Origin of the sequence: Mesorhizobium sp. XAP4 (assembly GCF_029269325.1) — a bacterium.
GTDB lineage: Bacteria > Pseudomonadota > Alphaproteobacteria > Rhizobiales > Rhizobiaceae > Mesorhizobium > Mesorhizobium ciceri.
The window spans coordinates 1,004,104-1,026,534 of the sequence record NZ_JARIXW010000001.1 but is presented as its reverse complement, the minus strand read 5'-3'; the positions used below and the strand labels follow the sequence as shown (position 1 = coordinate 1,026,534).

The following is a 22,431-nucleotide window of genomic DNA, read 5'->3' as shown; positions in this document are numbered from 1 at the left end:
ATGTTGATCACTTGCCCCTATTGCGGCCCGCGCGACGTCATCGAGTTCACCTATCAGGGTGACGGCAATCGTGAGCGTCCCGACCCCGCCTCGCAGAATTTCGAGGCGTGGAACGCCTATGTCTATGACCGGCTGAATCCGGCCGGCGACCACAATGAGATCTGGCAACATTCCGGCGGCTGCCGCGCGTATCTCAAGGTCGTGCGCAACACGCTGACGCATGAGATTTCCAGCGTTGCCTTTGCGCGGGGCGATCATGGGCCGGCCGCGCGCCGCAAGGCGGAGGACAAGGCATGAGCCCGCGCCGTGCCGACACCGGCGGCCGCATCGACCGGCTGAAAACCATCCGCTTCACCTTCGATGGCACGGCCTACACTGGCCATGCCGGCGACACGCTGGCGTCAGCCCTGCTGGCCAAGGGCGTCACGTTGTACGGGCGTTCGTTCAAATACCACCGCCCACGCGGCCTGCTCACCGCAGGCGTCGAGGAACCCAACGCGCTGGTGACGGTGCTGAAGGGCGAGGTTCGCGAGCCCAACATTCCAGCGACCATGGTCGAGATCCATGACGGGCTGGTTGCCATCAGCCAGAACCGCTTTCCCTCGCTTGCCTGGGACATCAACGCCGTCAACCAGCTCGGCGGCAAGATCCTGTCGGCCGGGTTCTACTACAAGACCTTCATGGGACCGGTGTTCGGCCCGCTCAAGGGCACGCGTTTCTGGATGTTCTGCGAACACTTCATCCGCCGCGCAGCCGGTCTCGGCAGTGCCGGATCGGCGAAAGACCCGGCCCGCTACGAACGCATGAACGCCTTTTGCGACGTGCTGGTCGTCGGCTCGGGGCCGGCCGGCCTGATGGCCACCAAGGCCGCCGCCGATCAGGGTGCGCGCGTCATGCTGGCCGATCTCGAGCCGCATTTCGGCGGTTCGGCCAACTGGTCCGAGGAAACGATCGATGGCGCGCCTGCCGCCGATTGGGCGCGGCGCACCGTCGCCCAGCTCGCAGGCCGCGACAATGTCCGGCTTCTGCCGCGCACCACGGTGTGGGGTTACTACGACAACAACACGCTTGCCGCGCTCGAACGGGTCAGCGACCATAAGGAGCACCCCGGCAAGGGCGAGCCGCGCCATCGCTATTGGGCGATCCGCGCCAAATCCGTGGTCCTCGCCACTGGTGCGTTCGAGCGGCCGCTCATCTTCCCCGGCAATGACCGGCCAGGCGTGATGCTGGCGCATGCCGCCGAGCGCTATGCCAACGAATTCGGCGTGCTGCCGGGCGAGCGGATCGCGTTGTTCACCAACAATGACAGCGCCTATCGGGCGGCTGTCGCCTTGAAGAAGGCCGGCGCCGCGGTCGTCGCCATCGCCGATGTCAGGCCGGAACTTTCGCCGGAGATGCGCAAGCTGGCCGCGGAAGCCGAGGCAGAGATCTTTGCCGGCCATGCCGTCGTCGCCACCGAAGGCGGCAAGGCGCTGTCCGGCCTCAAGCTGCAGCGCTTCGACATGGCCAATGGGGCACTCATCGGTGATGCACGCAGTATCCATGCCGATTGCCTGCTGATGTCCGGCGGCTGGTCGCCGACCATCCATCTGGCCAGCCAGGCCGGCGCCAAGGCAGAATGGAACGCCGCGCGGCAGGCTTTCCTGCCGCCAAAGCCGACACAGAGCTGGATCGGCGCAGGCGCCTTCACCGGAAGCTTCTCGACGGCCGAAGCCATCGCCGAAGGCCGCGCCGCCGGCCTCGCCGCCGCAGGCGGGCAGAGCACACCGTCCATGCTGCCGACCGTCGAAGCAGTGCCTGGCGATCCCGACCCCGCCCCGGTGTTCGAGATCAGGGCCAAGGGCAAGAGCTTTGTCGATTTCCAGCACGACGTCACGGCCGAGGACGTGCGGCTGGCTCACCGGGAAGGCTTTGTCTCGGTCGAGCATCTCAAGCGCTACACCACGCTCGGCATGGCGACCGACCAGGGCAAGAGCTCCAACGTGCCTGGCCTTGCCATCATGGCCGAGGCGCTGGGCAAGCCGATCCCCGAGGTCGGCACGACACGCTTCCGGCCGCCCTTTGCTCCGGTGTCGATCGGCTCGCTGGCTGCCGAGCGTTTTGGCGACCTGAAGCCAGAACGATTGACGCCGATGCATGACTGGCATCTGGCCAATGGCGCGACGATGTATTCCGCCGGCCTCTGGTACCGGCCGATGATCTATGGGCTTTCAGGCGAAACGGTCGAGCAGGCCTATGTGCGCGAAGCCAAGGCGACGCGCGAAAGCGCCGGCATCGTCGATGTCTCGACACTGGGTAAGATCGCGGTGCAAGGCCCTGATGCCGCCGCATTCCTCGACCGCGTCTACACCAACATGTTTTCGACGCTGGCCGTCGGCAAGGCCCGCTACGGGCTGATGCTGCGCGAGGACGGCCTCGCCTTCGACGATGGCACCACCTGGCGGCTCGGCGAGCAGGATTTTCTGATGACCACCACCACGGCCAACGCCGGCAAGGTGATGCAGCATCTGGAATATTTCCTCGACGTGATCTGGCCGGAGCTGAAAGTCCACGTCACCTCGGTGACAGACGAATGGGCAGGTGCCGCGATCGGCGGCCCGAAGGCCAGGCAGATCCTCGCCGCCTGTGTCACCGGCACGTCGGTCGACAACGCCACCTTGCCCTTCATGGGTATCGTGCGCGGCGAAATATCAGGCGTGCCGGTGATGATCTGCCGGCTGTCCTTCTCCGGTGAAATGGCCTTCGAGGTCTATTCCGGCGCCGGCCATGGCACCCATGTCTGGAAAGCGCTTGTCGAAGCCGGCAAGCCGTTCGGGCTGGTCACCTACGGTCTTGAGGCATTGGGCACCATGCGCATCGAAAAGGGCCATGTCACCGGCGCCGAGATCGACGGCCGCACCACGGCGCGCGACCTGCATCTCGACTGGATGCTGTCGAAGAAGAAGCCGTTCATCGGCTCGGCGATGATGGACCGCGAAGGCTTGATCGCATCGGACCGCCTCGAACTGGTCGGCCTGATCGCCCTCGATAACCGGCCGCTCAACGGTGGCGCCCACATCGTCGAGGAGGTTGACGAAGCCAATCCGCACGACTCCATCGGCCATATCACCGCCTGCTGCTATTCGCCGGCGCTCGGCAGACATATCGCGCTGGCGCTGATCGAGGGCGGCAAGGCACGGCACGGCACGCGCGCCCACGTCTCCGATCCCTTGCGCAACCGGTTCGGACCGGTCGAGATCGTCTCCAACCACTTCTTCGATCCGGACGGGAGCCGCATGCATGGTTGAGCACCAATCCCCGCTTGAGCCGGAATTTCACGTCGGCTCGCACGGCAATTTCGAGCATGGCGTCGAGATCATCCTGACCGAGACGAGGCCGGGCTCGATCGTGCAACTCGCCGCCTGGCCCGGCGAGGAGAAGAGGCTGATCGCAGCCATCCGCACCGTCACCGGGCTGGCGCTTCCCGATGGCGCCGGCGGCGGAGTGAGCGACGGGGTCAGGTCAGTGTTCGGCTTCGCGCCGGGGAAGTTCACCGTTGCCGACGAGGCCGAAGGGCTGGCCGCTGCCTTTGCCAAGGTGGTGACCTCGGCCATCGGCACGGTGACCGATCTCTCGCACGGCCGCACCGCCATCCGCATTGCCGGGCCGAAGGCCGAATGGGTGCTGGCGAAATTCTTCGCCATCGACTTTTCGCTGCCGGCCTTTCCCAATGGCGCCGGCCGCTCGACCGCTCATCACGACGTCTTCGCCCAGATCCAGCGCACCGGCGCCGACCAGTTCGACATCTATGTCTTCCGCTCGTTTGCACGCTCGTTCTGGAAGGCGCTCTGCCACGCCAGCGAGGAAGTCGGCTACGAGGTGCAATAGGCGGCGCCGAACGGTCGCATCGCTCCTGCTTCTGGCATCAACGCCAGCCGTTTCTGCCGCTAGAGAATCAGGCCGCAGGCGCCCATGGTGCGAAAACGCGGCCGCCCAACCGGCCCAGGGATATGAAATCCCTTCTTCAAGAGTCGGCACATTCGTTTGGTTCGAACATCTCCATGACCGCAGAACTATCCGCCGGCGCCACGGATCGCGCCGATGTGCCGGCCAGAGCCTTGCTCCTGCTGCCGCTGACGGTCGCCTGCGGCGTGTTTATGACCAGCCTCGACCAGAATGTCGTGGTGACCGCGCTGCCGGGCATCAGCGAAAGCCTCGGCCGTCCGCCCAGCCAGCTCGGCCTGCTGATCACCGTCTATGTCGCCAGCCTGATCATCTCGATGCCGCTTGGCGGCTGGGCCGCCGACCGCTTCGGCCTGCGCAACGTCTACTGCTTTGCCTTGCTGGTGTTCGCCGCCTCGTCGGCGCTTTGCGGGCTGTCCGACAACATCTGGACGCTGGTTGGTGCGCGTGCATTGCAAGGCTTCGGCGGCGCCTTGATGGGCACACTAGGCCAGGTCGTCATCCTGTCGACTTTTCCGCGCAGCCGAACGCTCAAGATCAACATGTACATCTCGCTGGCCGGCCAGTCCGGACCGTTGGTCGGTCCGCTCGTCGGCGGTGCGCTGACCACCTACATTTCCTGGCGCTGGATCTTCTTCATCAACGTGCCGTTCGCGCTGGCGGCGGCAATTCTTGCCGCCTCGCTGTTTCCGACGATGACCAAGCCCGTGCGCACGCCGTTCGATTTTCCGGGCTTCCTGCTGGTCGGCAGCGGCATGGTCCTGCTGGTCTTCGGCATGGATTCGCTTGCCGCCAAGGACGCCGCGGGCGGCATCATCGCCGGCGAACTGGCGCTGGCGCTCGTCATCCTGACCATCGCCTCGTTCTACTGCCTGCGCGTGCGCAATCCGCTGCTCGATCTCAAGCTGTTGCGCATCCGTACCTTCCGCATTTCGTTCCTCACCGGTGGCGGGCTGGACACGATCGGCCTTAGCTCGGTCGTCTTCCTGCTGCCGCTGATGTTCCAGCTCGGCTTCGGCATGAGCGCGGTGCAGGCGGGATCGCTGACCTTCGTCGCCGCGGTCGGCTCGGTGGCCATGCGGTTCTTCATGCCGCGTGTCCTCAACCGTTTCGGCTTTCGCCGCGTGCTGGTCTACAACACGCCCATCGTCGCCGCCCTGGTTGCCGGCTTCGCGCTGATGCAGGCGACGACGCCGGTGTGGATCGTGCTCACTTACATCTTCGTCTTCGGCGTCTTCCGCTCCGCGCAATGGGCCTCGACCGGCAACCTCGCCTATTCCGACATCGCGCCCGAGCAGCTCGCCCGTTTCAGCGCGCTCTATTACATATTATGGCAGCTGGCGGTGGCGATCAGCGTCGGCCTGGCCGCCGCGGCATTGTCGTTTCTGGCGGGCGGCGGCCCCGCCGTCGCCGACGATTTCCGCATCCTGTTCGTGATCGAGGGCATCATCACGCTCTGCGCGCTGCTCGCCTATCTCAAGCTGACACCCCAGGACGGCGCCCATGTCAGCGGCCACGGCGCACAGATGAACACGGAATGAGGCTGGCTGGCTTATTCGCTGAACGTCACCCACTCTTGCAGCGGCACGCGGTCGGTGCGGAAGGCGTTTTCAGGTTTTGACGTATCTTCATAACCAAGCGCCATGCCGCAGACGACGATCTCTTCGTCGGGAATGTCGAGCACCGGCCTGATCTGCCGGTGATAGGGCGCGAACGCCGCCTGCGGACAGGTGTGCAGACCCCTGCCTCTAGCCGCGACCATGATGTTCTGCAGGAACATGCCGTAATCGATCCATGAACCCTGGTTGAGGCGGCGATCGATGGTGAAGATCATGCCGACCGGCGCGTCGAAGAAGACGAAGTTGCGGTCGTGCTGGGCGCGCATCTTGTCGACCTCGCGGCGACCGATGCCGAGCGCGCCATAGAGGCCGAAACCGTTGGCGCGACGTCGCGTCAGATACGGCTCGAAGAACTGCGTGGGATAATACCGGTACTCGTCCCAATCGGCTTTTTCGGCGCGAATGCCGGAATTGAGAATGGCGTCCGATATGCGCTGCTTGCTCTCGCCCTTGGTGACATAGACCTTCCATGGCTGCATGTTGGTGCCGGATGGGGCGCGCGCCGCAACCGCCAGAATGGCGCGGATGGTGTCGTCTTCGACCATGTCGGGCAGGAATGCGCGCACCGAACGGCGCGACAGGATCGCCTCGTCGACAATCTCGGCGTCGCCCTCGATTCGGGGGTTATTTTCCAGCATGGGCCGTCCCTTACCCTTTGTCTCGATCGGACGTCCCCACTCGCCGCTCTCGGCGGAGCCTTTGCATGAACCGTCAAAATCGCGCAAGCAAATCTTGTGCATCCGTGAAAATCTGCTTGATTTTTTCATGAGCTTGATTTCTCATGAAATTTGTCGGTGATTTTTCATAAAGAGAGCGTTTTGCCTTCGACTACCGCAAGAACATTGCAGGGACCTGACGAACGCGTGCTGGCCGGCGACATCAGGGCCCTGCGCAAGGCGCGCAGGCTGACGCTCGCCGAGATCGGCCTGAAGCTAGGCCGTTCGGTCGGCTGGGTCAGCCAGGTCGAGCGTGGCCTGTCGACGCCGTCGCTCGGTGACCTCAGAGCCTTCGCCGAACTGTTCGGCGTGCCGATCAGCCTGTTCTTCAGCCATGACGTACCTGTCGAAAGCGAGCGCGGCGTGGTCGTGCGCGCCGGCAGGCGCCGCACGCTTGGCACAAGCGAATCCGGCCTGGTGGAGGAGCTTCTGTCGCCCGATCTCGGCGGTAGCTTCGAGATGGTGCGTTCGGTCTTCGCGCCGGGCGCGGAACTGAAGGCCGAGGCGCAGCGGCCGACCGAGGAAGCCGGATACGTCGCGTCCGGACTGTTCGACATCGAGATCGGAGGTGTCTGGCATCGGCTTGGCGAGGGCGACTCCTTTCGCTTCGAAGGCAAGCCCTACCGCTGGCGCAATCCGGGTGCCGAGCCGGCAATTGTCATCTGGGTGGTTTCACCACCCGTCTATTGAGTTCAAGTTTGGAGAAGAACATGGCGGGTTTGCCGAGCACGGCGCGCGTGGTGATCATCGGAGGCGGCGCCGTCGGCACCTCCGCGCTCTATCATCTCGCCAAGGCGGGCTGGACCGACTGCGTGCTGCTCGAGAAGAACGAGCTGACCTCCGGCTCGACCTGGCATGCCGCCGGCAACGTGCCGACCTTCTCCTCGTCCTGGTCGCTGATGAACATGCAGCGCTATTCGACCGAGCTTTATCGCGGGCTGGCCGACGCGGTCGACTACCCCATGAACTATCACGTCACCGGCTCGCTTCGCCTTGCCCACTCGCTCGAGCGCATGCAGGAATTCCAGCGCGCCAAGGGCATGGGCCTCTACCAGGGTATGGACATAGACATTGTCGGTGTCGACGAGATCCAGCGTCGCTATCCCTTCATCGAGACGCATGAGCTGAAAGGCGCGCTCTACGACCCGAGCGACGGCGACATCGATCCGGCGCAACTCACCCAGGCGCTGGCCAAGGGTGCGCGCGACATGGGCGCGAAGATTATCCGCTTCTGCCCGGTCACAGGCGTGCGCCGCGAGAACGACGAGTGGGTGGTCGAGACGGCACAGGGCGAGATCCGCTGCGAGATCGTCGTCAATGCCGCCGGCTACCGCGCCGCCGAAGTCGGCCGGATGTTCGGCCGCGACGTGCCGATGATGGTGATGAGCCATCAGTACATCCTGTTCGAGGAGATCCCCGAACTCGCGGCATGGTCGAAGGAACAAGGCAAGAAACTGCCGTTGCTGCGCGACGTCGACACCTCCTACTACCTGCGCCAGGAGAAGAACGGCATGAATCTCGGCCCCTATGAGCGCAATTGCCGCGCGCATTGGGCCACCCACAATGACCCGATGCCGGAGGACTTTTCCTTCCAGCTGTTCCCCGACGATCTCGACCGGCTGGAACATTATCTGGCCGACGCCGTCGCCCGCGTGCCGATCCTTGGCACGGCCGGCCTGTCCAAGGTGATCAACGGGCCGATCCCCTACACGCCGGACGGCAATCCGCTGATCGGTCCGATGCCTGGCGTTCCCAATGCTTTCGAGGCCTGCGTCTTCACCTTCGGCATCGCCCAGGGTGGCGGCGCCGGCAAGGTGCTGGCCGAATGGGTGACCGAGGGCCGGACCGAATGGGACATGTGGTCGTGCGACCCGCGCCGCTTCACTTCCTATGCCGCGGCGCCGGACTATTGCGTCGCCAAGGGCATGGAGATCTACGGCAACGAATACGCCATCCAGTTCCCGCGCCATGCCTGGCCGGAAGGCCGCGACCGCAAGCTGTCGCCGATCCACGATCGCATCAAGGCGCTCGGTGGCCGCTTCGATGCCTATAATGGCTGGGAGCGCGCCACCTGGTACGCGCAGGACGGCGATGACATTTCCGAGGAAGCCACGCTGACCTTCCGCCGCGACGGGCCATGGCAGCATCGTGTGCGCGAGGAATGCCTGGCCGTGCGTGACGCTGCCGGCATTTTGGACCTGCCTGGGTTCTCGCGCTTCAATCTCGATGGTCCAGGTGCCGCCGAATGGCTGAGCCTGCAGGTCACCGGACTGGTGCCGAAGCCAGGCCGCATCGGTCTCGTCTATTTCGCCGACGACAAGGGCCGCATCGTCACCGAAATGTCCGTCGTGCGTCACGACGAGAACCTGATGACGCTGATCACCGCGGCGGTCGCGCAGTGGCATGATTTCGAATGGCTGAAGTCGCGCATGCCCAAGGACGCACCGTTCAAGCTGATCGACCGGACCGAGGAATTCTCGACCCAGATCCTGGCAGGCCCGAACTCGCGAAAAATCCTCGCCGATGTCTGCGAAGCCGACCTCACTCTGCCATGGCTGACGCATCAGGAGACGAAGATCGCCGGCCGCTGGGCCAAACTCGTGCGCGTCTCCTTCGCCGGCGAACTCGGCTGGGAAATCCACACCAGGATCGACGACACCGCCGCCATCTTCGATGCCGTCTGCGCCGCAGGCCAGCAGCACGGGCTGAAGCCTTTCGGCATGTACGCGCTGGATTCGCTCCGGCTTGAGAAAGGCTACCGCACCTGGAAGGGCGACCTGTCGACCGACTATTCGATCCTGCAGGGCGGGCTCGAACGCTTCGTCAAATGGGACAAGCCCGACTTCCGTGGCAAGGCGGCACTGCTGAACGAAAAGCAGCAAGGCGTGAAGAAGCGCTTCGTTACGCTGGTGGTGGAAAACCCCGGCGATTGCGACGCTCCGTCAGTTTCTACACTCTGGCATGACGGCAAGATCGTCGGCGAGACGACGTCCGGCGGCTGGGGCCATCGCATCGACAAGTCGATCGCGCTCGGCATGCTGCGCGCTGACCTGGCCAAACCAGGTACATCAGTCGAGGTCGAAATCTTCGGTGACCGCTTTCAGGCAATCGTGCAGAAGGATGAACCGCTGTGGGATCCGAAGAACGAAAGGCTGCGCGCATGAAGAAAATCATCCTCACCGATGGCGGCATGGGCCAGGAACTGGTCCGCCGCAGCCAATCCGAGCCGACGCCGCTATGGTCGGCCAGGGTGCTGATCGACGAACCGGATCTGGTGCGCGACCTGCACGCGGAATTCATCCGTGCCGGCGCACGTGTCATCACCATCAACACCTATTCTGCGACACCCGAACGCCTGGCGCGCGAAGGTGCGGAAGACCTCTTCAAGCCATTGCAGAAGCGCGGCATCGAATTGGCCAGGCAGGCCCGCGACGAGGCCGGCGATGCAGCCATCGCCGGTTGCCTGTCGCCGCTTTTCGGCAGCTATGCACCGGCACTGACCATTTCCTTCGAGGAGACGCTCGAGATTTACCGCCGCATCGTTGCCGAGCAGGCCGATGGCGTCGACCTGTTCCTGTGTGAAACCATGGCGTCGGCGGACGAAGCCCGCGCAGCGGTGACCGCTGCATCGGAAAGCGGCAAGCCGGTATGGGTATCGTGGACGCTGGCTGACCACGGCAAGCCGCGGCTGCGCAGCGGCGAAGCCATTGCCACCGCGGCAAGCGCGCTCGACGGCCTGGCAGTCGCCGCGCGGCTGGTCAATTGCTGCCGGCCGGAAGCAATCGCCGCGGCTTTGCCTGAACTGATCGGCCTCGGCGGCCCGGTCGGCGCATATGCCAATGGCTTCACGTCAACCGAAGCACTTAAGCACGGCGGCACCGTCGATGTGCTGCACGCTCGTCACGACCTTGGCCCGGATGCCTATGCCGACCAGGCGATCGGCTGGGTGGAGGCTGGCGCAAGCATCGTTGGCGGCTGCTGCGAAGTCGGACCACCGCACATCGCCGTCCTGCGCGACCGGCTCGAACAGGCCGGCTACGAAATTTCGGGAGTTTTGCATGCCTAGACCATCATCGCGCATTTCCGGCATCGTGCCTTCGGGCAAGGACGGCTGGGAAGTCCATTTCGCCGCCTGGACGCGCAAGGAGGCCGGCGAAGACATCATCATGCTGTCGGTTGGCGACCATGATTTCGACACGCCTTCGCAGACCATCGAAGCCTGTGTGACCGCGGTTCGCGGCAGCAATCATCACTACACCCCGCTTCCCGGCTTGCCGCGCCTGCGCAAGGCGATGGCCGCGGCCTCGAGCGCCTGCACCGGCGTCGAGACATCGCCGGATCAGGTGATCGCCACGCCGGGCGGCCAGGCCGCACTCTACGCGGCCGTGCAGGGCGTGCTCGACCAGGGCGATCACGCCATCGTCGTGGCGCCCTATTATGCCACCTATCCCAACACGTTCAGCGCCGCTGGCGCTGATTTCACCGTCGTCGAGACACCGGCCGAGGATGGCTTCCAGCCGCGAGCCGACATGATCCGCGCGGCAATCCGGCCGAACACGCGCGCCATCCTGATCAACACGCCGAACAATCCAACCGGTGCGGTCTATTCGCGCGAGCGGCTGGAACAGTTGGCAGAAGTCTGCCGGGAGCACGACCTCTGGCTGCTGTCGGACGAAGTCTACTGGACGCTCGGCGGCGGCGAGCACGTCTCGCCGCGCTCGCTGCCAGGAATGGCCGAGCGCACGCTGGTCATCAATTCGATGTCCAAGAGCCACGGCATGACCGGCTGGCGCATGGGCTGGCTGACGGGACCGGAGCAGATGATCACGCTCATGATCAATCTCAATCTGGTGACGACCTACGGCCTGCCGGCCTTCATCTCGATCGCTTGTTCCGAGGCGCTGGAGAACCGTTACGGCGTCAAGGAGATCGCCGAACGCTACGCGGCACGCCGCACCGTCTTGCTCGACGCTGTGCGGGGCATGAACGATGTCACCGTGCGCGGTTCGGAGGGCGGCATGTATGTCATGCTCGACATCTCGGCCGTCGAGCCGGACGACGAGAAATTCGCCTGGGCCCTGCTCGACAAGGAAAAGGTTGGCGTGATGCCCGGCTCCAGCTTCGGCGAGGCGGCCGCCGGCCACATTCGCATCAGCCTCTGCCAGCCCGAACCCGTGCTGCAGGAAGCTGCACTTCGTCTGCGCCGCTTTGCTTCCAGCTACCGTTGCGAGGCAGCATGACCGCCAAGGCAGTTCCCGCCAAAGCAAGAGCGGTCATCATCGGCGGCGGCGTTTCCGGCTGCTCGGTCGCCTATCACCTGGCCAAGCTCGGCTGGACCGATATCGTGCTTCTCGAACGCAAGCAGCTGACGTCGGGCACGACATGGCATGCCGCCGGCCTGATCGGCCAGCTGCGCGGTTCGCAGAACATGACGCGGCTGGCGAAATATTCCGCCGACCTCTACGTCAAGCTGGAAGCAGAGACCGAAGTCGGCACCGGTATGCGCCAGGTCGGTTCGATCACCGTGGCGCTGACCGAGGAGCGCAAGCACGAGATCTACAGGCAAGCGTCGCTGGCGCGTGCCTTCGATGTCGACGTGCGCGAGATTTCACCAAGGGAAGTCAGCGAGATGTACCCGCATCTCAATGTTTCCGATGTCGTCGGCGCCGTGCATCTGCCGCTCGACGGCCAGTGCGACCCCGCCAACATCGCCATGGCACTGGCCAAGGGCGCGCGCCAGCGCGGTGCGACCATCGTCGAGAACGTCAAGGTCACCAAGGTCCACAGCAAGGCCGGTCGCGTCACGGGCGTGTCCTGGACACAAGGCGAAGAGCAAGGCACGATCGAGGCCGACATCGTCGTCAACTGCGCCGGCATGTGGGCGCGCGAACTGGGAGCGCAGAACGGCGTCACCATCCCGCTGCACGCCTGCGAGCATTTTTACCTCGTCACCGAGCCGATCCCCGGCCTCACCCGCCTGCCGGTGCTGCGTGTGCCCGACGAGTGTGCCTACTACAAGGAGGACGCCGGCAAGATGATGCTGGGCGCTTTCGAGCCGGTGGCAAAACCCTGGGGCATGGACGGCATCCGTGAAGATTTCTGCTTCGACCAACTGCCGGAGGATATGGAGCATTTCGAGCCGATCCTCGAAATGGGCGTCAACCGCATGCCGATGCTGGCGACCGCCGGCATCCACACCTTCTTCAATGGTCCCGAGAGTTTTACGCCCGACGACCGCTACTATCTCGGCGAGGCGCCGGAACTGTCCGGCTACTGGATGGCGACCGGCTACAATTCGATCGGCATCGTCTCCTCCGGTGGCGCCGGCATGGCGCTGGCGCAGTGGATCAATGACGGCGAAGCCCCCTTCGACCTGTGGGAAGTAGACATCCGCCGCGCCCAGCCGTTCCAGAAGAACCGCCGCTATTTGAAGGAGCGCGTCTCCGAAACGCTTGGCCTGCTCTATGCCGACCATTTCCCCTATCGTCAGATGGCGACGTCGCGCAATGTCAGGCGCTCGCCGCTGCACGAGCATCTGAAGGCGCGCGGCGCTGTCTTCGGCGAAGTCGCCGGCTGGGAGCGCGCCAACTGGTTCGCCCGCGAGGGCCAGGAGCGCGAATACCGCTATTCCTGGAAGCGCCAGAACTGGTTCGACAACCAGCGCGAGGAACACCTTGCGGTCAGGAATGGCGTCGGCCTGTTCGACATGACCTCGTTCGGCAAGATCCGTGTCGAGGGCCGCGACGCCTGTGCTTTCCTGCAAAGACTATGCGCCAACGACATGGATGTCGCGCCGGGCAAGATCGTCTACACCCAGATGCTCAACCAGCGCGGCGGCATCGAGAGTGACCTGACGGTCTCGCGGTTGTCCGAGACGGCGTTCTTCCTCGTCGTCCCAGGCGCCACGCTGCAGCGCGATCTGGCTTGGCTGCGCAAGCACGTCGCCGACGAGTTCGTCGTCGTCACCGACGTAACGGCGGCCGAAAGCGTGCTCTGCCTGATGGGCCCGGACGCGAGAAAGCTGATCCAGAAGGTCAGCCCGAACGATTTCTCCAATGAGAAAAATCCGTTCGGCACGTTCCAGGAGATCGAAATCGGCATGGGCCTGGCCCGCGCCCACCGCGTCACCTATGTCGGCGAACTCGGCTGGGAGCTCTATGTCTCGACCGACCAGGCGGTCCATGTCTTCGAGGTGGTCGAGGAGGCAGGTGTGGATGTCGGCCTGAAACTCTGCGGCCTGCACACGCTGGATTCCTGCCGCATCGAAAAAGCGTTCCGGCATTTCGGCCATGACATCACCGACGAGGACAATGTGCTGGAAGCCGGCCTCGGCTTCGCGGTGAAGACCGCCAGGGGCGACTTCATCGGCCGTGATGCGGTGCTGCGCAAGAAGGAAGCCGGCCTGTCACGCCGGCTCGTACAGTTCCGGCTGAAGGATCCGGAACCCCTGCTCTTCCATAACGAGGCGATCCTGCGCGACGGTAAGATCGTTGGTCCGATAACGTCTGGCAATTACGGCCATCACCTCGGCGGCGCAGTCGGGCTGGGCTATGTGCCTTGCGAGGGCGAGAGCGAGGCGGATGTGCTGGCGTCGTCCTATGAGATCGAAATCGCCGGCGAGCGTTTTGCGGCGGAAGCCTCGCTGAAGCCGATGTACGATCCGAAATCGGAGCGGACGAGGATGTAGTGCCTTCTCGCCTCCCCCTTTGTGGGGGAAGGAAGGGAAAGTCGCCCTCTCAAAACCTTTCCAGCTTCCCTCGCACCTTCGCCAGAAACGCCGCCCTTGTCGCCGGTGTCGAGGCATCCATCAAATAGTGCGCCAGGAAAAAGGTCCGGCAGCGCGTGGCACACAGCGCCCGCATGCCACGCAAAAGGGTCTTGCGTCCCGGCTGGCCGACGACGATGCTCCACCAGGTCGGGGCGCCGCAGGTGGTGATGACGCCGACCTTGGTTACATGCGTCATCAGCGACTTGATCCGTCCCTTGCCGGCCGGCAGCTTGAAGGCGACGTCCGTTGCCCACACCCGGTCGAGCCAGCCCTTCAGCATCGCCGGCAGTCCGTACCACCAGGTCGGATAGACGAACAGGATCGCTTCGGCCCAGTTGAGCAGTTCGAAATGCGGCTTCAGTGCCGGGTCCTGCGGCGCCTGGTCATTGTAGGAGCGCCGCTCGTCGCAGCCCATCACCGGGTCGAATTTCTCCGCATAGAGGTCGAGCAGCCGCACCTCCCAGCCTCGTCGCATCAGCACGTCGATGGCAGTGTCGCGGATGGCGGCGCAAAAGCTCTCGGGTACCGGATGGCAGTAGACCACCAGGGCGCGCATCAGAACTCATCCATGCGGGCCGCGACCTTGGTCGTGAAAGCCTTGCGCGTGCCGTCGGTAGACAGGTTCATCGCGTAGTGCGCGAGGTAGGTCACCGGCGCGCCCGGTTTGACGGTGGCGCGCAGCATCCGCTTGATCAGCCTGCGCGGCGGATCGCCCATCAGCATGGCGCGGAACCGGCTGCCGCCGTAGGTGGTCACCGCCGCAACCTTGCGAATGTTGTGCAGCGACGGCTGCGCCTTGCCGTCGACCAATTTGAACGACACGCCGGGCAAGAACACGCGATCGAAAAAGCCTTTCAGGATCGCTGGAAAGCCATAGTTCCAGACGGGATAGGAAAGCACCAGCGCATCGGCGCGCAGCAGGCGCTCGACATAAGGCGCGACAGCGTCGGCGGGGCCACGTGGGTTGTGGTAGTCCAGCCGCTCCTGGCGCGTCAGTCGCGGATCGAAACCCTCGGCATAGAGATCGCAGTCGTCGACCGTATGGCCCGCCGCCGTCAGGCGCTCGACGATCATCCGGTGCAGGCCGGCATTGAAGCTGGTCTCGACCGGATGGGCGTAGAGGACGAGGATGTTCATCATCCTACCTTCTGCAGCCCCCTGAACAAAAAAGTCCGCCCGGAACGGTAGTCGTAGTCCGGGTTCTCCCAGGCGATCATCTTGCCGGGGTTGAGGAGCCCTTGCGGATCGGTCTCGCGCTTGAAGGCGAGTTGCACCGCGTCGGTCTGCTTCATGCCGCCCTCTTCCAGCGTGTAGCGATGCGGGTTGAAGATCGGGCAACCGTTCGCTTCATGCAGGCGCACGATCTCGTCGAGCCGCGCCTCGGTCGTGAACTTGACCAGCGGCAGGCCGAAGCAGGTAATGTTGCCGTCCAGCCGCACGAATTCGAGATGCGAGAAAACCTCGCCCGGAAACATCGCATCCATCTTCTCGACAAGCGCCAGCTGGTTGGGAAAGGGATAGAGCGACTGCAGATAGGTGATCGAAGGGTCGACGCGCAGCGCCCTCAGCGTGGTGTGGTTCCAAGCCAATTCATAGGCCGGCGGCAGGCCTTTTTTCTCATCCGGCGTCGCCGTGGCCGCATTGTAGATCACCTCGCCGCCGGCACGCCGGGTGAAGGCAAGAAAAGCGTCCAGCCCATGCTGCGCCACCATGACGACGCAAATGCTCTGCCCGTCGCTCAGGAATTTCTGGTGCCGCTTGAAATAGAGCTGCGGCACGGGTGCGGCGATCGGTGTGATCAGCTTGGTCAGGATGCCGTCCTGACACGCCAGCGCATTGCCATAGCGGGCCGCATCCATGAAAGCGTCGAAGCCGACAATGACGTCGATCCAGTCATAAGCCGCGGTCAGCGGCATCTCGACTTCCGATATGATGCCGTTGGTGCCGTAGGCATGGGTCACCTTGTGCAGATCCGCGCCGGTGAGCTCGAGCGCTTTCGGCTCGGCCTCCATGGTCACCACGCGCAGCCGAAGCACATTGCCGAAATCGCGCAACCCGCCGAAATTGATCGAGCCGACGCCGCCCGAACCGCCGGCGATGAAGCCGCCAATCGAGGCTGTGTTGTAGGTGGAGGGCGATAGCCGCAGTTCCTGCCCGGAATGCGCCCGCGTTGCCTTGTCGATATCGGCCAGGATCGCCCCCGGCCCGGTCACGACGCGACCCGGAGCGATCGACTTGATCTCGTTCATCTCGGCAAGGTTGAGCACGACGCCGCCGGAGAGCGGCATCGCCTGGCCGTAATTACCGGTGCCGCTGCCGCGCGGCGTCACCGGCACGCCATGACGATGACAGGCGGCAAGCACGCGGATCAGTTCGGCCTCGTTCTTCGGCGTCACGATCAGGTCGCCGGTGACATGGTCGAGCTGCTGCTTCAGCACCGGGCTGTACCAGTAGAAGTCACGGCTCTTCTGCTGGACGATGGCCGGATTGTCGTCGACCTTCAGGCCTTCGAGATCGCGTTTGAGCGCCGAAACATCCATCATTCCACCATCAGTTCGTCGAGTTCGGCATAATCTGGCAATTGGCGGTCGATCGCCTTGCCGCCGCGCACCACGATGCGATCCGATTCGGGCCGCGACAGCAATTCCGTCCAGCTTCGGCCTTTGAACACGATGAAATCGGCATCACCGCCGGCAGCCAGCGTGCCGAAGCCATCAAACCGCATCACCTTGGCCGGCGTCGCGGTGACCGCTTGCGGCCAGTCGGCGACCGGATGATCGAAATGCAGGATGCGCGTCGCCATGCGGTAGACCTCCAGCATGTCGAGATCGCCATAGGCATAGAAGGGATCACGCGTGTTGTCGGAAGCAACCGCCACCGGAATGCCCCTCGCCTTCATCTCGTGCAGCAGCGTCACGCCACGCCAGCGCGGCGTGGTTTGGTCAGCGCGTCGGTCCTGCAGATAGAGATTGCACATCGGCAGCGAGACGACGGCGAGCCCCGCTTTCGCCACCTTGTCCAGCGTGTCGAGCACGTCGAGATCCGGCTGGCGCGCCAGCGAGCAGCAATGGCCGACGAGGATCTTTCCTTCGAAACCGTTCCACAGAGCGGCCTCGGCGATCTTCTTCAGCGATATGGCGGAAATGTCGTTGGTCTCGTCGGCATGGAAATCGAGATCGAGGCCATGCTTGATGGCCTGCGCGAAGACGTGGTCGAGCAGCTCTTCGAGGTCCGGCGCCATATAGGTGACGACACCGAGCACGCCCTTTGCCGCGGCAACCCTCTTTGCCAGCCTGTCGAACCACTTTTTGTCGCGCACGCCTTCGATGCCGAGCAAGCAGGCGCCCTGCAACTCGATGCGGCCGCGCCATTCCTCGCGCATCGCCTCGAACGCCGGCCAGGAGATTTCCTCCTGCGGCGCGACGCTGTCGATGTGGGTGCGCAGCGCCCTTGTGCCATGGGCGTAGGCGCAGCGCAGCGAGAAATCCATCCGCCGCGCCAAATCCTCGGCGCTCCAGCGTGCCACACGATCGGCATCGGCGGCATTCAGCGCGCCCATGAACGTGCCGTCGGGATTGGGCTTTCGCGGCCAGATATGGCCCTTGTCGATATGCGTGTGGCAGTCGACGAAGCACGGCAGGATTATACGGCCGCCCAGGTCGACCGCATCAGCGGATCGGCCATGCGCGGTGATGCTGGAAATCTTGCCGTCGGCCACAGCGATGTCGGCAAGCCCGAAGCCGTCAGCATCGAAGGGCGCGGAAAGGCCTGGCGTCAGTGAGCGATGAAGGCGAACATTGGCGAGATGGTAAGAGCCGGAGGTTGGTATCAAGGGTTGCCCCCCTCTGCCCTGCCGGGCATCTCCCCCTCAAGGGGGGAGATTGGCAGCGTCCGTGCCGGCTCATTTTTTTCAATGTTGGAGATTGGCGAAGATCGTGACAGCGGCCAATCTCCCCACTTGAGGGGGAGATGTCCGGCAGGACAGAGGGGGGCGCCTCGCACCAACATATCAATCACGTCACACACCCTAGCGCTCCTGCTTCAGCGCGCTTTCATGCCAGCGCCGCAAGATGAGATGCGATATCAGCGACAGCACGAGGAAGATTAAAATGCCGGTCAGCGAGATCAGGAACAGCGCCGCGAACAGCCGCGGCGCGTTGAGCCGGTAGCCGGCCTCGATGATGCGCGAGGCAAGGCCGGACGACTGGCCGGTGGTACCGGCGACGAACTCGGCCACCACGGCGCCGATCAGCGACAGGCCGCCGGCGATCTTCAACCCGCCGAGGAAATAGGGCATCGCCGCCGGCAGCCTGAGATAGCGCAATTGCTGCCATCGCGTCGCGCCGTTGAGCTTGAACATGTCGCGCAGATTGCGGTCGACGGAGTTGAGGCCAAGCGTGGTGTTGGACAGGATCGGAAAGAAGGCGACGATCCAGGCGCACAGCAGAAGCTTGGTCGTCTGGTCGTTCACATAGATGTTGATCAGCGGAAAGATCGCCACGATCGGCGTCACCTGCAGCACGATGGCGAAGGGGAAGAACGACATCTCGACCCATTTCGACTGCGCGAACAGCACCGCCAGCCCGACCCCGCCTATGACCGCCAGAGCCAAGCTGAGAAAGGTGATGCGCAAGGTGACCAGCAGCGAGGAAAACAGCAGGCCGGCATCGTTGTAGAGCGTCCACAGCACCACGCCGGGACGCGGCAGGATGTATTGCGGGATCTCGTTCCACACGCAGATGCGATCCCACAGCCAGATCGCCAGGATCATGATCGCCAGCGGCAGCACCCAGCGGCCGATCCGTTCGAACCGCGCCTGGCGCACGCGGCGTGCTTCCTCGGGATCGAGTTGGAGCATCCGCTCGTCAATGACCGTCATAATGCGCGCCTGCTGTTGAGTTGATGGCCTTGACCAGCACGTCGGAGGCCTGACGGCACAGTGCCGCATAGTCTGGCGAGGTGCGAAACGCCTCGTCGCGCGGATAGGAGGCCTCGATGGCGAGTTCGTCGAACACCCTGCCCGGCCGCGCCGCCATGACGACGACGCGGTTGGACAGGAACACGCTTTCGAAGACACTGTGGGTGACGAAGACGACGGTGAACCGTTCGTCCTGCCACAGTTCCAGGAGATCGTTGTTGAGCTTGAAGCGGGTGATCTCGTCGAGTGCCGCGAACGGTTCGTCCATCAGCAGCACGCGCGGTTTGGTCACCATGGCGCGCGCTATGGATACGCGCATCTTCATGCCGCCGGACAGTTCGCGCGGCACCGCGTCTTCGAAACCGGTCAGGTGAACCCGCGCCAACATTTCCGTTATCGTCGGTGTCGCCTTGGCGCGCGAAATGCCTTTCAGCCGAAGCGGTAGCCAGACATTGTCGAAAACATTGGCCCAGGGCAGCAGCGTCGGCTCCTGGAAGACGAAGCCGATGTTCGAGCGGTCGAGCGAGCCGCCACCGCGCCAATCGAGCACGCCGGAAGTTGGAGTCGACAGGCCGGCGATCAGCCGCAGCGCCGTCGACTTGCCGCAACCCGACGGTCCGAGCAGGCTGACGAAATCGCCTTCCCGGATGGTCAGGTCGACGTCGCTGAGCGCCGTCACGCCGTTGGAGAACACCTTGCCGACGCCCTTCAGCGCCAGGAGCGTCGGGGCCGCACCCGACGCAGCCGGCGCTTGCGCCACTTTTTCCCTTATCATTCCGGGGCGGCCTATTTCTTCAGCTCGAGCCCGACGCCTTTGTTGATGAAGGTCAGCGTGTAGGCCTTCTTGATGTCGATGCCGGCTGGCGTGACCTTGGCCTTTACCATCTTGTCGTAGAAACTCTTGATCCGCGCGTCGGTCATGGCGCCAATGCCGAGCTTTTCGGTGTCGCCGGAATCGGCCAGGCCGAACTTCTTCATCTGCTCGATCGAGAACGCGATCTGCTCGTCGCTCATGTCGGGATTGTCTTTCTTGATCATGTCGTTGGCGGCTTTGTTGTCGCCGTAGAGATATTTGTACCAGCCTTTGGCCGAGCCATCGACGAAGCACTGGACCACCTCCGGCTTCTTGTCGATCGTGTCCTGCATCACCTCGATCGTCGTCGAATAAGTGTCCCAGCCATAGTCGGCGAGCAGGAACTGGTTCGGCACGAAGCCGCCTTCCTTCTGGACCGCGAACGGCTCTGAGGTGACGTAGCCCTGCTGGATCGACTTCTTGTTGGCGAGGAAGGGAGCGGTGTTGTAGGTGTAGGGCGCGCGTTTGGAGGCGTCGAAGCCGAGTTCGATGACCATCCACTGGAAGAAGGTCTGCACGCCCTCGTCGCCCAATATGTACTGGTCGGCGTTCTTCAGGTCCTCCCATTTGTCGAGCCCCTCGCCGGGGTGGGACATGATGACCTGCGGGTCCTTCTGGAAATCCGCCGCCACCACGCGCATCGGTATGCCTTGCTGGACCGCATCGAAGGCCGACAGCAGATTGCCGCCCATATAGAAATCGATCTTGCCGGCCAGCAGCATCGGCCGGCCGCTGACTTGCGGACCGCCCTGCATGATGGTGACGTCGAGGCCGCAGGCGGCGTAGGTGCCGTCCGCCACGGACTGGTAATATCCGCCATGTTCCGGCTCGGCCAACCAGTTGGTGCCGAAGGTGACTTTCTCATTCGCAGCCGCACCCAGCGTGCTGGCTGCAAGCAGCGCCACAACCGCCACCGAGATCTTCTGTTTTCCGTACATCGACACCACCCTCTGTTTGCTCCGGCGCGCCACGCGCCAGGCTCGACACCAAAGATTCAAGAAGCAAGACACATGCCACCGGCGTCTGGCGCCGGGACCGCCCGCTTGAAAGACGTTGCCATGCCAAGCGCGAACGGGTCATGCTGTACGGAAGGCATCGTGCCTATTTTTTGAACGGCTGTCCACAATCGCCCGGGCAACATGCACCGCCATCTTGAAGGTGTAATGAGTCCGGCTTTAGGTGGCGGCATCCAGGAGATTGCCATGTTCAAATTCCTCACCCCGAAGTCCATCAAGCCGCCCTTTGCCCGCTATAGTCACGGCGTCGAGGTGCCGGCCGGCAAGCGGCTTGTGCTGTGCTCGGGCCAGGTCGCCATCACCGCCGACGACCTGATTCCCGAAGACGCCGGAGCGCAGGCCGAACTCTGCTTTCAAAACATCGCGGCGGTTCTCGGCGAAGCCGGCCTGGGTCTCAGGGATATCGTGCGCATCAACGCCTATGTCACCGACCGCGCGCATCTGCGGCCCTATATGGACGTCCGCGACCGGCTGTTTTCGAGCCCCGCGCCAGCGTCGACATTGATGATTGTTTCCGGCTTTGCCCGGCCCGAATTCAAGGTCGAAATCGAGGCCATCGCGGCGGGGTGATCGACAGGCCGCCCGTCCCGCGCTAGGTCTGCCTGACCATTGAAGAGGCATGACATGACCGTACCCAAAAGACGCGTGTGGTGGGGCGACTACCGGACCACCGAATACGCCTCGATCGATCCCGAGGCGACCATCGCCGTGCTGCCAGTGGCGGCGATCGAGCAGCATGGGCCGCATCTGCCTGTTTCGACCGACACGTCGATCATGAACGGCATGCTCGACACGGTCATTTCGCGCCTGCCCGACGATCTCGACATCCGCATCCTGCCGGTGCAGGCCGTGGGCAAGTCCAACGAACATCTGCATGCGCCGGGCACCCTCACTCTGCCGGCAACCACGCTGATCGAAGCCTGGACCGAGCTTGGCCTGTCGATCGCGCGCGCCGGTGTGCGCAAGCTGATCGTGGTCAATTCGCATGGCGGCAACGAGGAGATCATGGGCATCGTCACGCGCGAATTGCGCGTGCGCGAAAAGATGCTGGCGGTGAAGACCAGCTGGCAGCGTTTTGGCCGTCCGGCCGGCATGTATACCGAACTGGAGGACCGTCACGGCATCCATGGCGGCGATGTCGAGACCTCGCTGATGCTGCATTTCCGGCCGGACCTCGTGGACATGGGCAAATCAGACAGTTTCGTTTCCAATGTCGCCAAGGCCGAAAAGGAATTTTCGCTGCTGCGCCACACCGGCACCCACGCCTTCGCCTGGATCGCCAGCGATCTCAACCCGAACGGCGTCGTCGGCGACGCCAGCATCGCGACGGCGGAGAAGGGCCGGCTGACGGCAGAATATCAGGCCGACGGCTTCATCAGCCTGCTGCAAGATGTGCGCAAGGCGAAGCTTGCCGACTGGCTGAAGTAGCCTAACTGCGAGGCACAGATGTTCTGACCGTCCGATGGCAGATCGCCGGCTCCCAATTTAGCGGAAGCCTTTCTGCCCTCGTCATCCTGGGGCGAAGCAAGGAGCGAAGCGACGCGGCGCGGACCCCAGGATCCATGCCGGGACTCGGAAGCGCTGCTACGGTGCAGAAGT

At 63.8% G+C, this 22,431-nt stretch carries 19 protein-coding genes; 11 read left to right on the top strand and 8 right to left on the bottom strand.

What is annotated here, in order from left to right:
• The 4 genes from P3C39_RS05120 to P3C39_RS05105 all read left to right on the top strand — a co-directional run bounded on the left by P3C39_RS05120 (nt 1) and on the right by P3C39_RS05105 (nt 5,483).
• Nucleotides 1–297, top strand: a complete 297-nt coding sequence (locus P3C39_RS05120; protein WP_275952806.1) for a sarcosine oxidase subunit delta — start codon at nt 1–3, stop codon at nt 295–297.
• Nucleotides 294–3,287: a sarcosine oxidase subunit alpha gene (locus tag P3C39_RS05115; RefSeq protein ID WP_275952805.1), complete on the top strand. Its 2,994-nt coding sequence runs from the start codon at nt 294–296 to the stop codon at nt 3,285–3,287. The genes P3C39_RS05120 and P3C39_RS05115 overlap by 4 nt, the downstream gene beginning before the upstream one ends.
• On the top strand, nt 3,280–3,867 hold the full coding sequence (locus P3C39_RS05110) for a sarcosine oxidase subunit gamma (RefSeq protein WP_275952804.1): 588 nt from the start codon (nt 3,280–3,282) through the stop codon (nt 3,865–3,867). The genes P3C39_RS05115 and P3C39_RS05110 overlap by 8 nt, the downstream gene beginning before the upstream one ends.
• A gap of 173 nt (nt 3,868–4,040) precedes the next feature.
• Nucleotides 4,041–5,483: an MFS transporter gene (locus tag P3C39_RS05105; RefSeq protein ID WP_013531139.1), complete on the top strand. Its 1,443-nt coding sequence runs from the start codon at nt 4,041–4,043 to the stop codon at nt 5,481–5,483.
• Between the two features lie 11 nt (nt 5,484–5,494).
• Here the strand turns inward: P3C39_RS05105 and P3C39_RS05100 are convergent, their stop codons facing one another.
• Nucleotides 5,495–6,199: a nitroreductase gene (locus tag P3C39_RS05100; RefSeq protein ID WP_063170259.1), complete on the bottom strand. Its 705-nt coding sequence runs from the start codon at nt 6,197–6,199 to the stop codon at nt 5,495–5,497.
• A gap of 225 nt (nt 6,200–6,424) precedes the next feature.
• Here P3C39_RS05100 and P3C39_RS05095 point away from each other — a divergent pair, with 225 nt between their 5' ends.
• From P3C39_RS05095 to P3C39_RS05075, 5 genes are read left to right on the top strand one after another with little or no spacing between them, the layout of a single operon-like run.
• Nucleotides 6,425–6,967: an XRE family transcriptional regulator gene (locus P3C39_RS05095; protein WP_275953159.1), complete on the top strand. Its 543-nt coding sequence runs from the start codon at nt 6,425–6,427 to the stop codon at nt 6,965–6,967.
• Nucleotides 6,968–6,987: 20 nt separating this feature from the next.
• On the top strand, nt 6,988–9,441 hold the full coding sequence (locus tag P3C39_RS05090) for an FAD-dependent oxidoreductase (RefSeq protein ID WP_275952803.1): 2,454 nt from the start codon (nt 6,988–6,990) through the stop codon (nt 9,439–9,441).
• The gene (locus P3C39_RS05085) at nt 9,438–10,343 is read left to right on the top strand and encodes a homocysteine S-methyltransferase family protein (protein WP_275952802.1); all 906 of its coding nucleotides are present in this window, start codon (nt 9,438–9,440) and stop codon (nt 10,341–10,343) included. The genes P3C39_RS05090 and P3C39_RS05085 overlap by 4 nt, the downstream gene beginning before the upstream one ends.
• Nucleotides 10,336–11,517 carry a pyridoxal phosphate-dependent aminotransferase gene (locus tag P3C39_RS05080; protein ID WP_013531134.1) on the top strand — a complete coding sequence of 394 codons (1,182 nt, stop codon included), beginning with the start codon at nt 10,336–10,338 and terminating at the stop codon, nt 11,515–11,517. The genes P3C39_RS05085 and P3C39_RS05080 overlap by 8 nt, the downstream gene beginning before the upstream one ends.
• A complete protein-coding gene (locus P3C39_RS05075; protein ID WP_275952801.1) occupies nt 11,514–13,964 on the top strand; it encodes an FAD-dependent oxidoreductase in 2,451 nt (816 codons plus the stop codon). Before P3C39_RS05080 ends, P3C39_RS05075 begins: the two co-directional genes overlap by 4 nt.
• A 49-nt stretch (nt 13,965–14,013) precedes the next feature.
• Here the strand turns inward: P3C39_RS05075 and P3C39_RS05070 are convergent, their stop codons facing one another.
• The 7 genes from P3C39_RS05070 to P3C39_RS05040 form a co-directional block, all read right to left on the bottom strand.
• Nucleotides 14,014–14,601 carry an NAD(P)H-dependent oxidoreductase gene (locus P3C39_RS05070; protein WP_275952800.1) on the bottom strand — a complete coding sequence of 196 codons (588 nt, stop codon included), beginning with the start codon at nt 14,599–14,601 and terminating at the stop codon, nt 14,014–14,016.
• Nucleotides 14,601–15,182: an NAD(P)H-dependent oxidoreductase gene (locus tag P3C39_RS05065; protein WP_024501340.1), complete on the bottom strand. Its 582-nt coding sequence runs from the start codon at nt 15,180–15,182 to the stop codon at nt 14,601–14,603. The genes P3C39_RS05070 and P3C39_RS05065 overlap by 1 nt, the downstream gene beginning before the upstream one ends.
• Entirely contained in the window at nt 15,182–16,585 is a 1,404-nt protein-coding gene (locus P3C39_RS05060; RefSeq protein WP_063172403.1) for an FAD-binding oxidoreductase, read from the bottom strand. The genes P3C39_RS05065 and P3C39_RS05060 overlap by 1 nt, the downstream gene beginning before the upstream one ends.
• Entirely contained in the window at nt 16,585–17,877 is a 1,293-nt protein-coding gene (locus tag P3C39_RS05055) for a cytosine deaminase (protein ID WP_275952799.1), read from the bottom strand. The genes P3C39_RS05060 and P3C39_RS05055 overlap by 1 nt, the downstream gene beginning before the upstream one ends.
• A 195-nt stretch (nt 17,878–18,072) precedes the next feature.
• Nucleotides 18,073–18,924, bottom strand: a complete 852-nt coding sequence (locus P3C39_RS05050) for an ABC transporter permease (protein ID WP_063172405.1) — start codon at nt 18,922–18,924, stop codon at nt 18,073–18,075.
• Nucleotides 18,911–19,738 carry an ABC transporter ATP-binding protein gene (locus P3C39_RS05045; RefSeq protein WP_013531127.1) on the bottom strand — a complete coding sequence of 276 codons (828 nt, stop codon included), beginning with the start codon at nt 19,736–19,738 and terminating at the stop codon, nt 18,911–18,913. Before P3C39_RS05045 ends, P3C39_RS05050 begins: the two co-directional genes overlap by 14 nt.
• A gap of 11 nt (nt 19,739–19,749) precedes the next feature.
• The gene (locus P3C39_RS05040; protein WP_013531126.1) at nt 19,750–20,754 is read right to left on the bottom strand and encodes an ABC transporter substrate-binding protein; all 1,005 of its coding nucleotides are present in this window, start codon (nt 20,752–20,754) and stop codon (nt 19,750–19,752) included.
• Between the two features lie 264 nt (nt 20,755–21,018).
• Between P3C39_RS05040 and P3C39_RS05035 the strand changes: the two genes are divergently transcribed.
• Together P3C39_RS05035 and P3C39_RS05030 are read left to right on the top strand one after the other, a co-directional pair.
• Nucleotides 21,019–21,402, top strand: coding sequence for a RidA family protein (locus P3C39_RS05035; protein ID WP_013531125.1), 384 nt, complete (start codon nt 21,019–21,021; stop codon nt 21,400–21,402).
• Between the two features lie 54 nt (nt 21,403–21,456).
• Nucleotides 21,457–22,260 carry a creatininase family protein gene (locus P3C39_RS05030; protein WP_013531124.1) on the top strand — a complete coding sequence of 268 codons (804 nt, stop codon included), beginning with the start codon at nt 21,457–21,459 and terminating at the stop codon, nt 22,258–22,260.
• The last annotated feature ends 171 nt before the right edge of the window (nt 22,261–22,431 follow it).

Coding starts and splice junctions, on each gene's coding strand:
- P3C39_RS05120 (WP_275952806.1), top strand. CDS start 1: ATGTTGATCACTTGCCCCTATTGCGGCCCGCGCGACGTCATCGAGTTC.
- P3C39_RS05115 (WP_275952805.1), top strand. CDS start 294: ATGAGCCCGCGCCGTGCCGACACCGGCGGCCGCATCGACCGGCTGAAA.
- P3C39_RS05110 (WP_275952804.1), top strand. CDS start 3,280: ATGGTTGAGCACCAATCCCCGCTTGAGCCGGAATTTCACGTCGGCTCG.
- P3C39_RS05105 (WP_013531139.1), top strand. CDS start 4,041: ATGACCGCAGAACTATCCGCCGGCGCCACGGATCGCGCCGATGTGCCG.
- P3C39_RS05100 (WP_063170259.1), bottom strand. CDS start 6,199: ATGCTGGAAAATAACCCCCGAATCGAGGGCGACGCCGAGATTGTCGAC.
- P3C39_RS05090 (WP_275952803.1), top strand. CDS start 6,988: ATGGCGGGTTTGCCGAGCACGGCGCGCGTGGTGATCATCGGAGGCGGC.
- P3C39_RS05085 (WP_275952802.1), top strand. CDS start 9,438: ATGAAGAAAATCATCCTCACCGATGGCGGCATGGGCCAGGAACTGGTC.
- P3C39_RS05080 (WP_013531134.1), top strand. CDS start 10,336: ATGCCTAGACCATCATCGCGCATTTCCGGCATCGTGCCTTCGGGCAAG.
- P3C39_RS05075 (WP_275952801.1), top strand. CDS start 11,514: ATGACCGCCAAGGCAGTTCCCGCCAAAGCAAGAGCGGTCATCATCGGC.
- P3C39_RS05070 (WP_275952800.1), bottom strand. CDS start 14,601: ATGCGCGCCCTGGTGGTCTACTGCCATCCGGTACCCGAGAGCTTTTGC.
- P3C39_RS05065 (WP_024501340.1), bottom strand. CDS start 15,182: ATGAACATCCTCGTCCTCTACGCCCATCCGGTCGAGACCAGCTTCAAT.
- P3C39_RS05060 (WP_063172403.1), bottom strand. CDS start 16,585: ATGGATGTTTCGGCGCTCAAACGCGATCTCGAAGGCCTGAAGGTCGAC.
- P3C39_RS05050 (WP_063172405.1), bottom strand. CDS start 18,924: ATGACGGTCATTGACGAGCGGATGCTCCAACTCGATCCCGAGGAAGCA.
- P3C39_RS05045 (WP_013531127.1), bottom strand. CDS start 19,738: ATGATAAGGGAAAAAGTGGCGCAAGCGCCGGCTGCGTCGGGTGCGGCC.
- P3C39_RS05040 (WP_013531126.1), bottom strand. CDS start 20,754: ATGTACGGAAAACAGAAGATCTCGGTGGCGGTTGTGGCGCTGCTTGCA.
- P3C39_RS05035 (WP_013531125.1), top strand. CDS start 21,019: ATGTTCAAATTCCTCACCCCGAAGTCCATCAAGCCGCCCTTTGCCCGC.
- P3C39_RS05030 (WP_013531124.1), top strand. CDS start 21,457: ATGACCGTACCCAAAAGACGCGTGTGGTGGGGCGACTACCGGACCACC.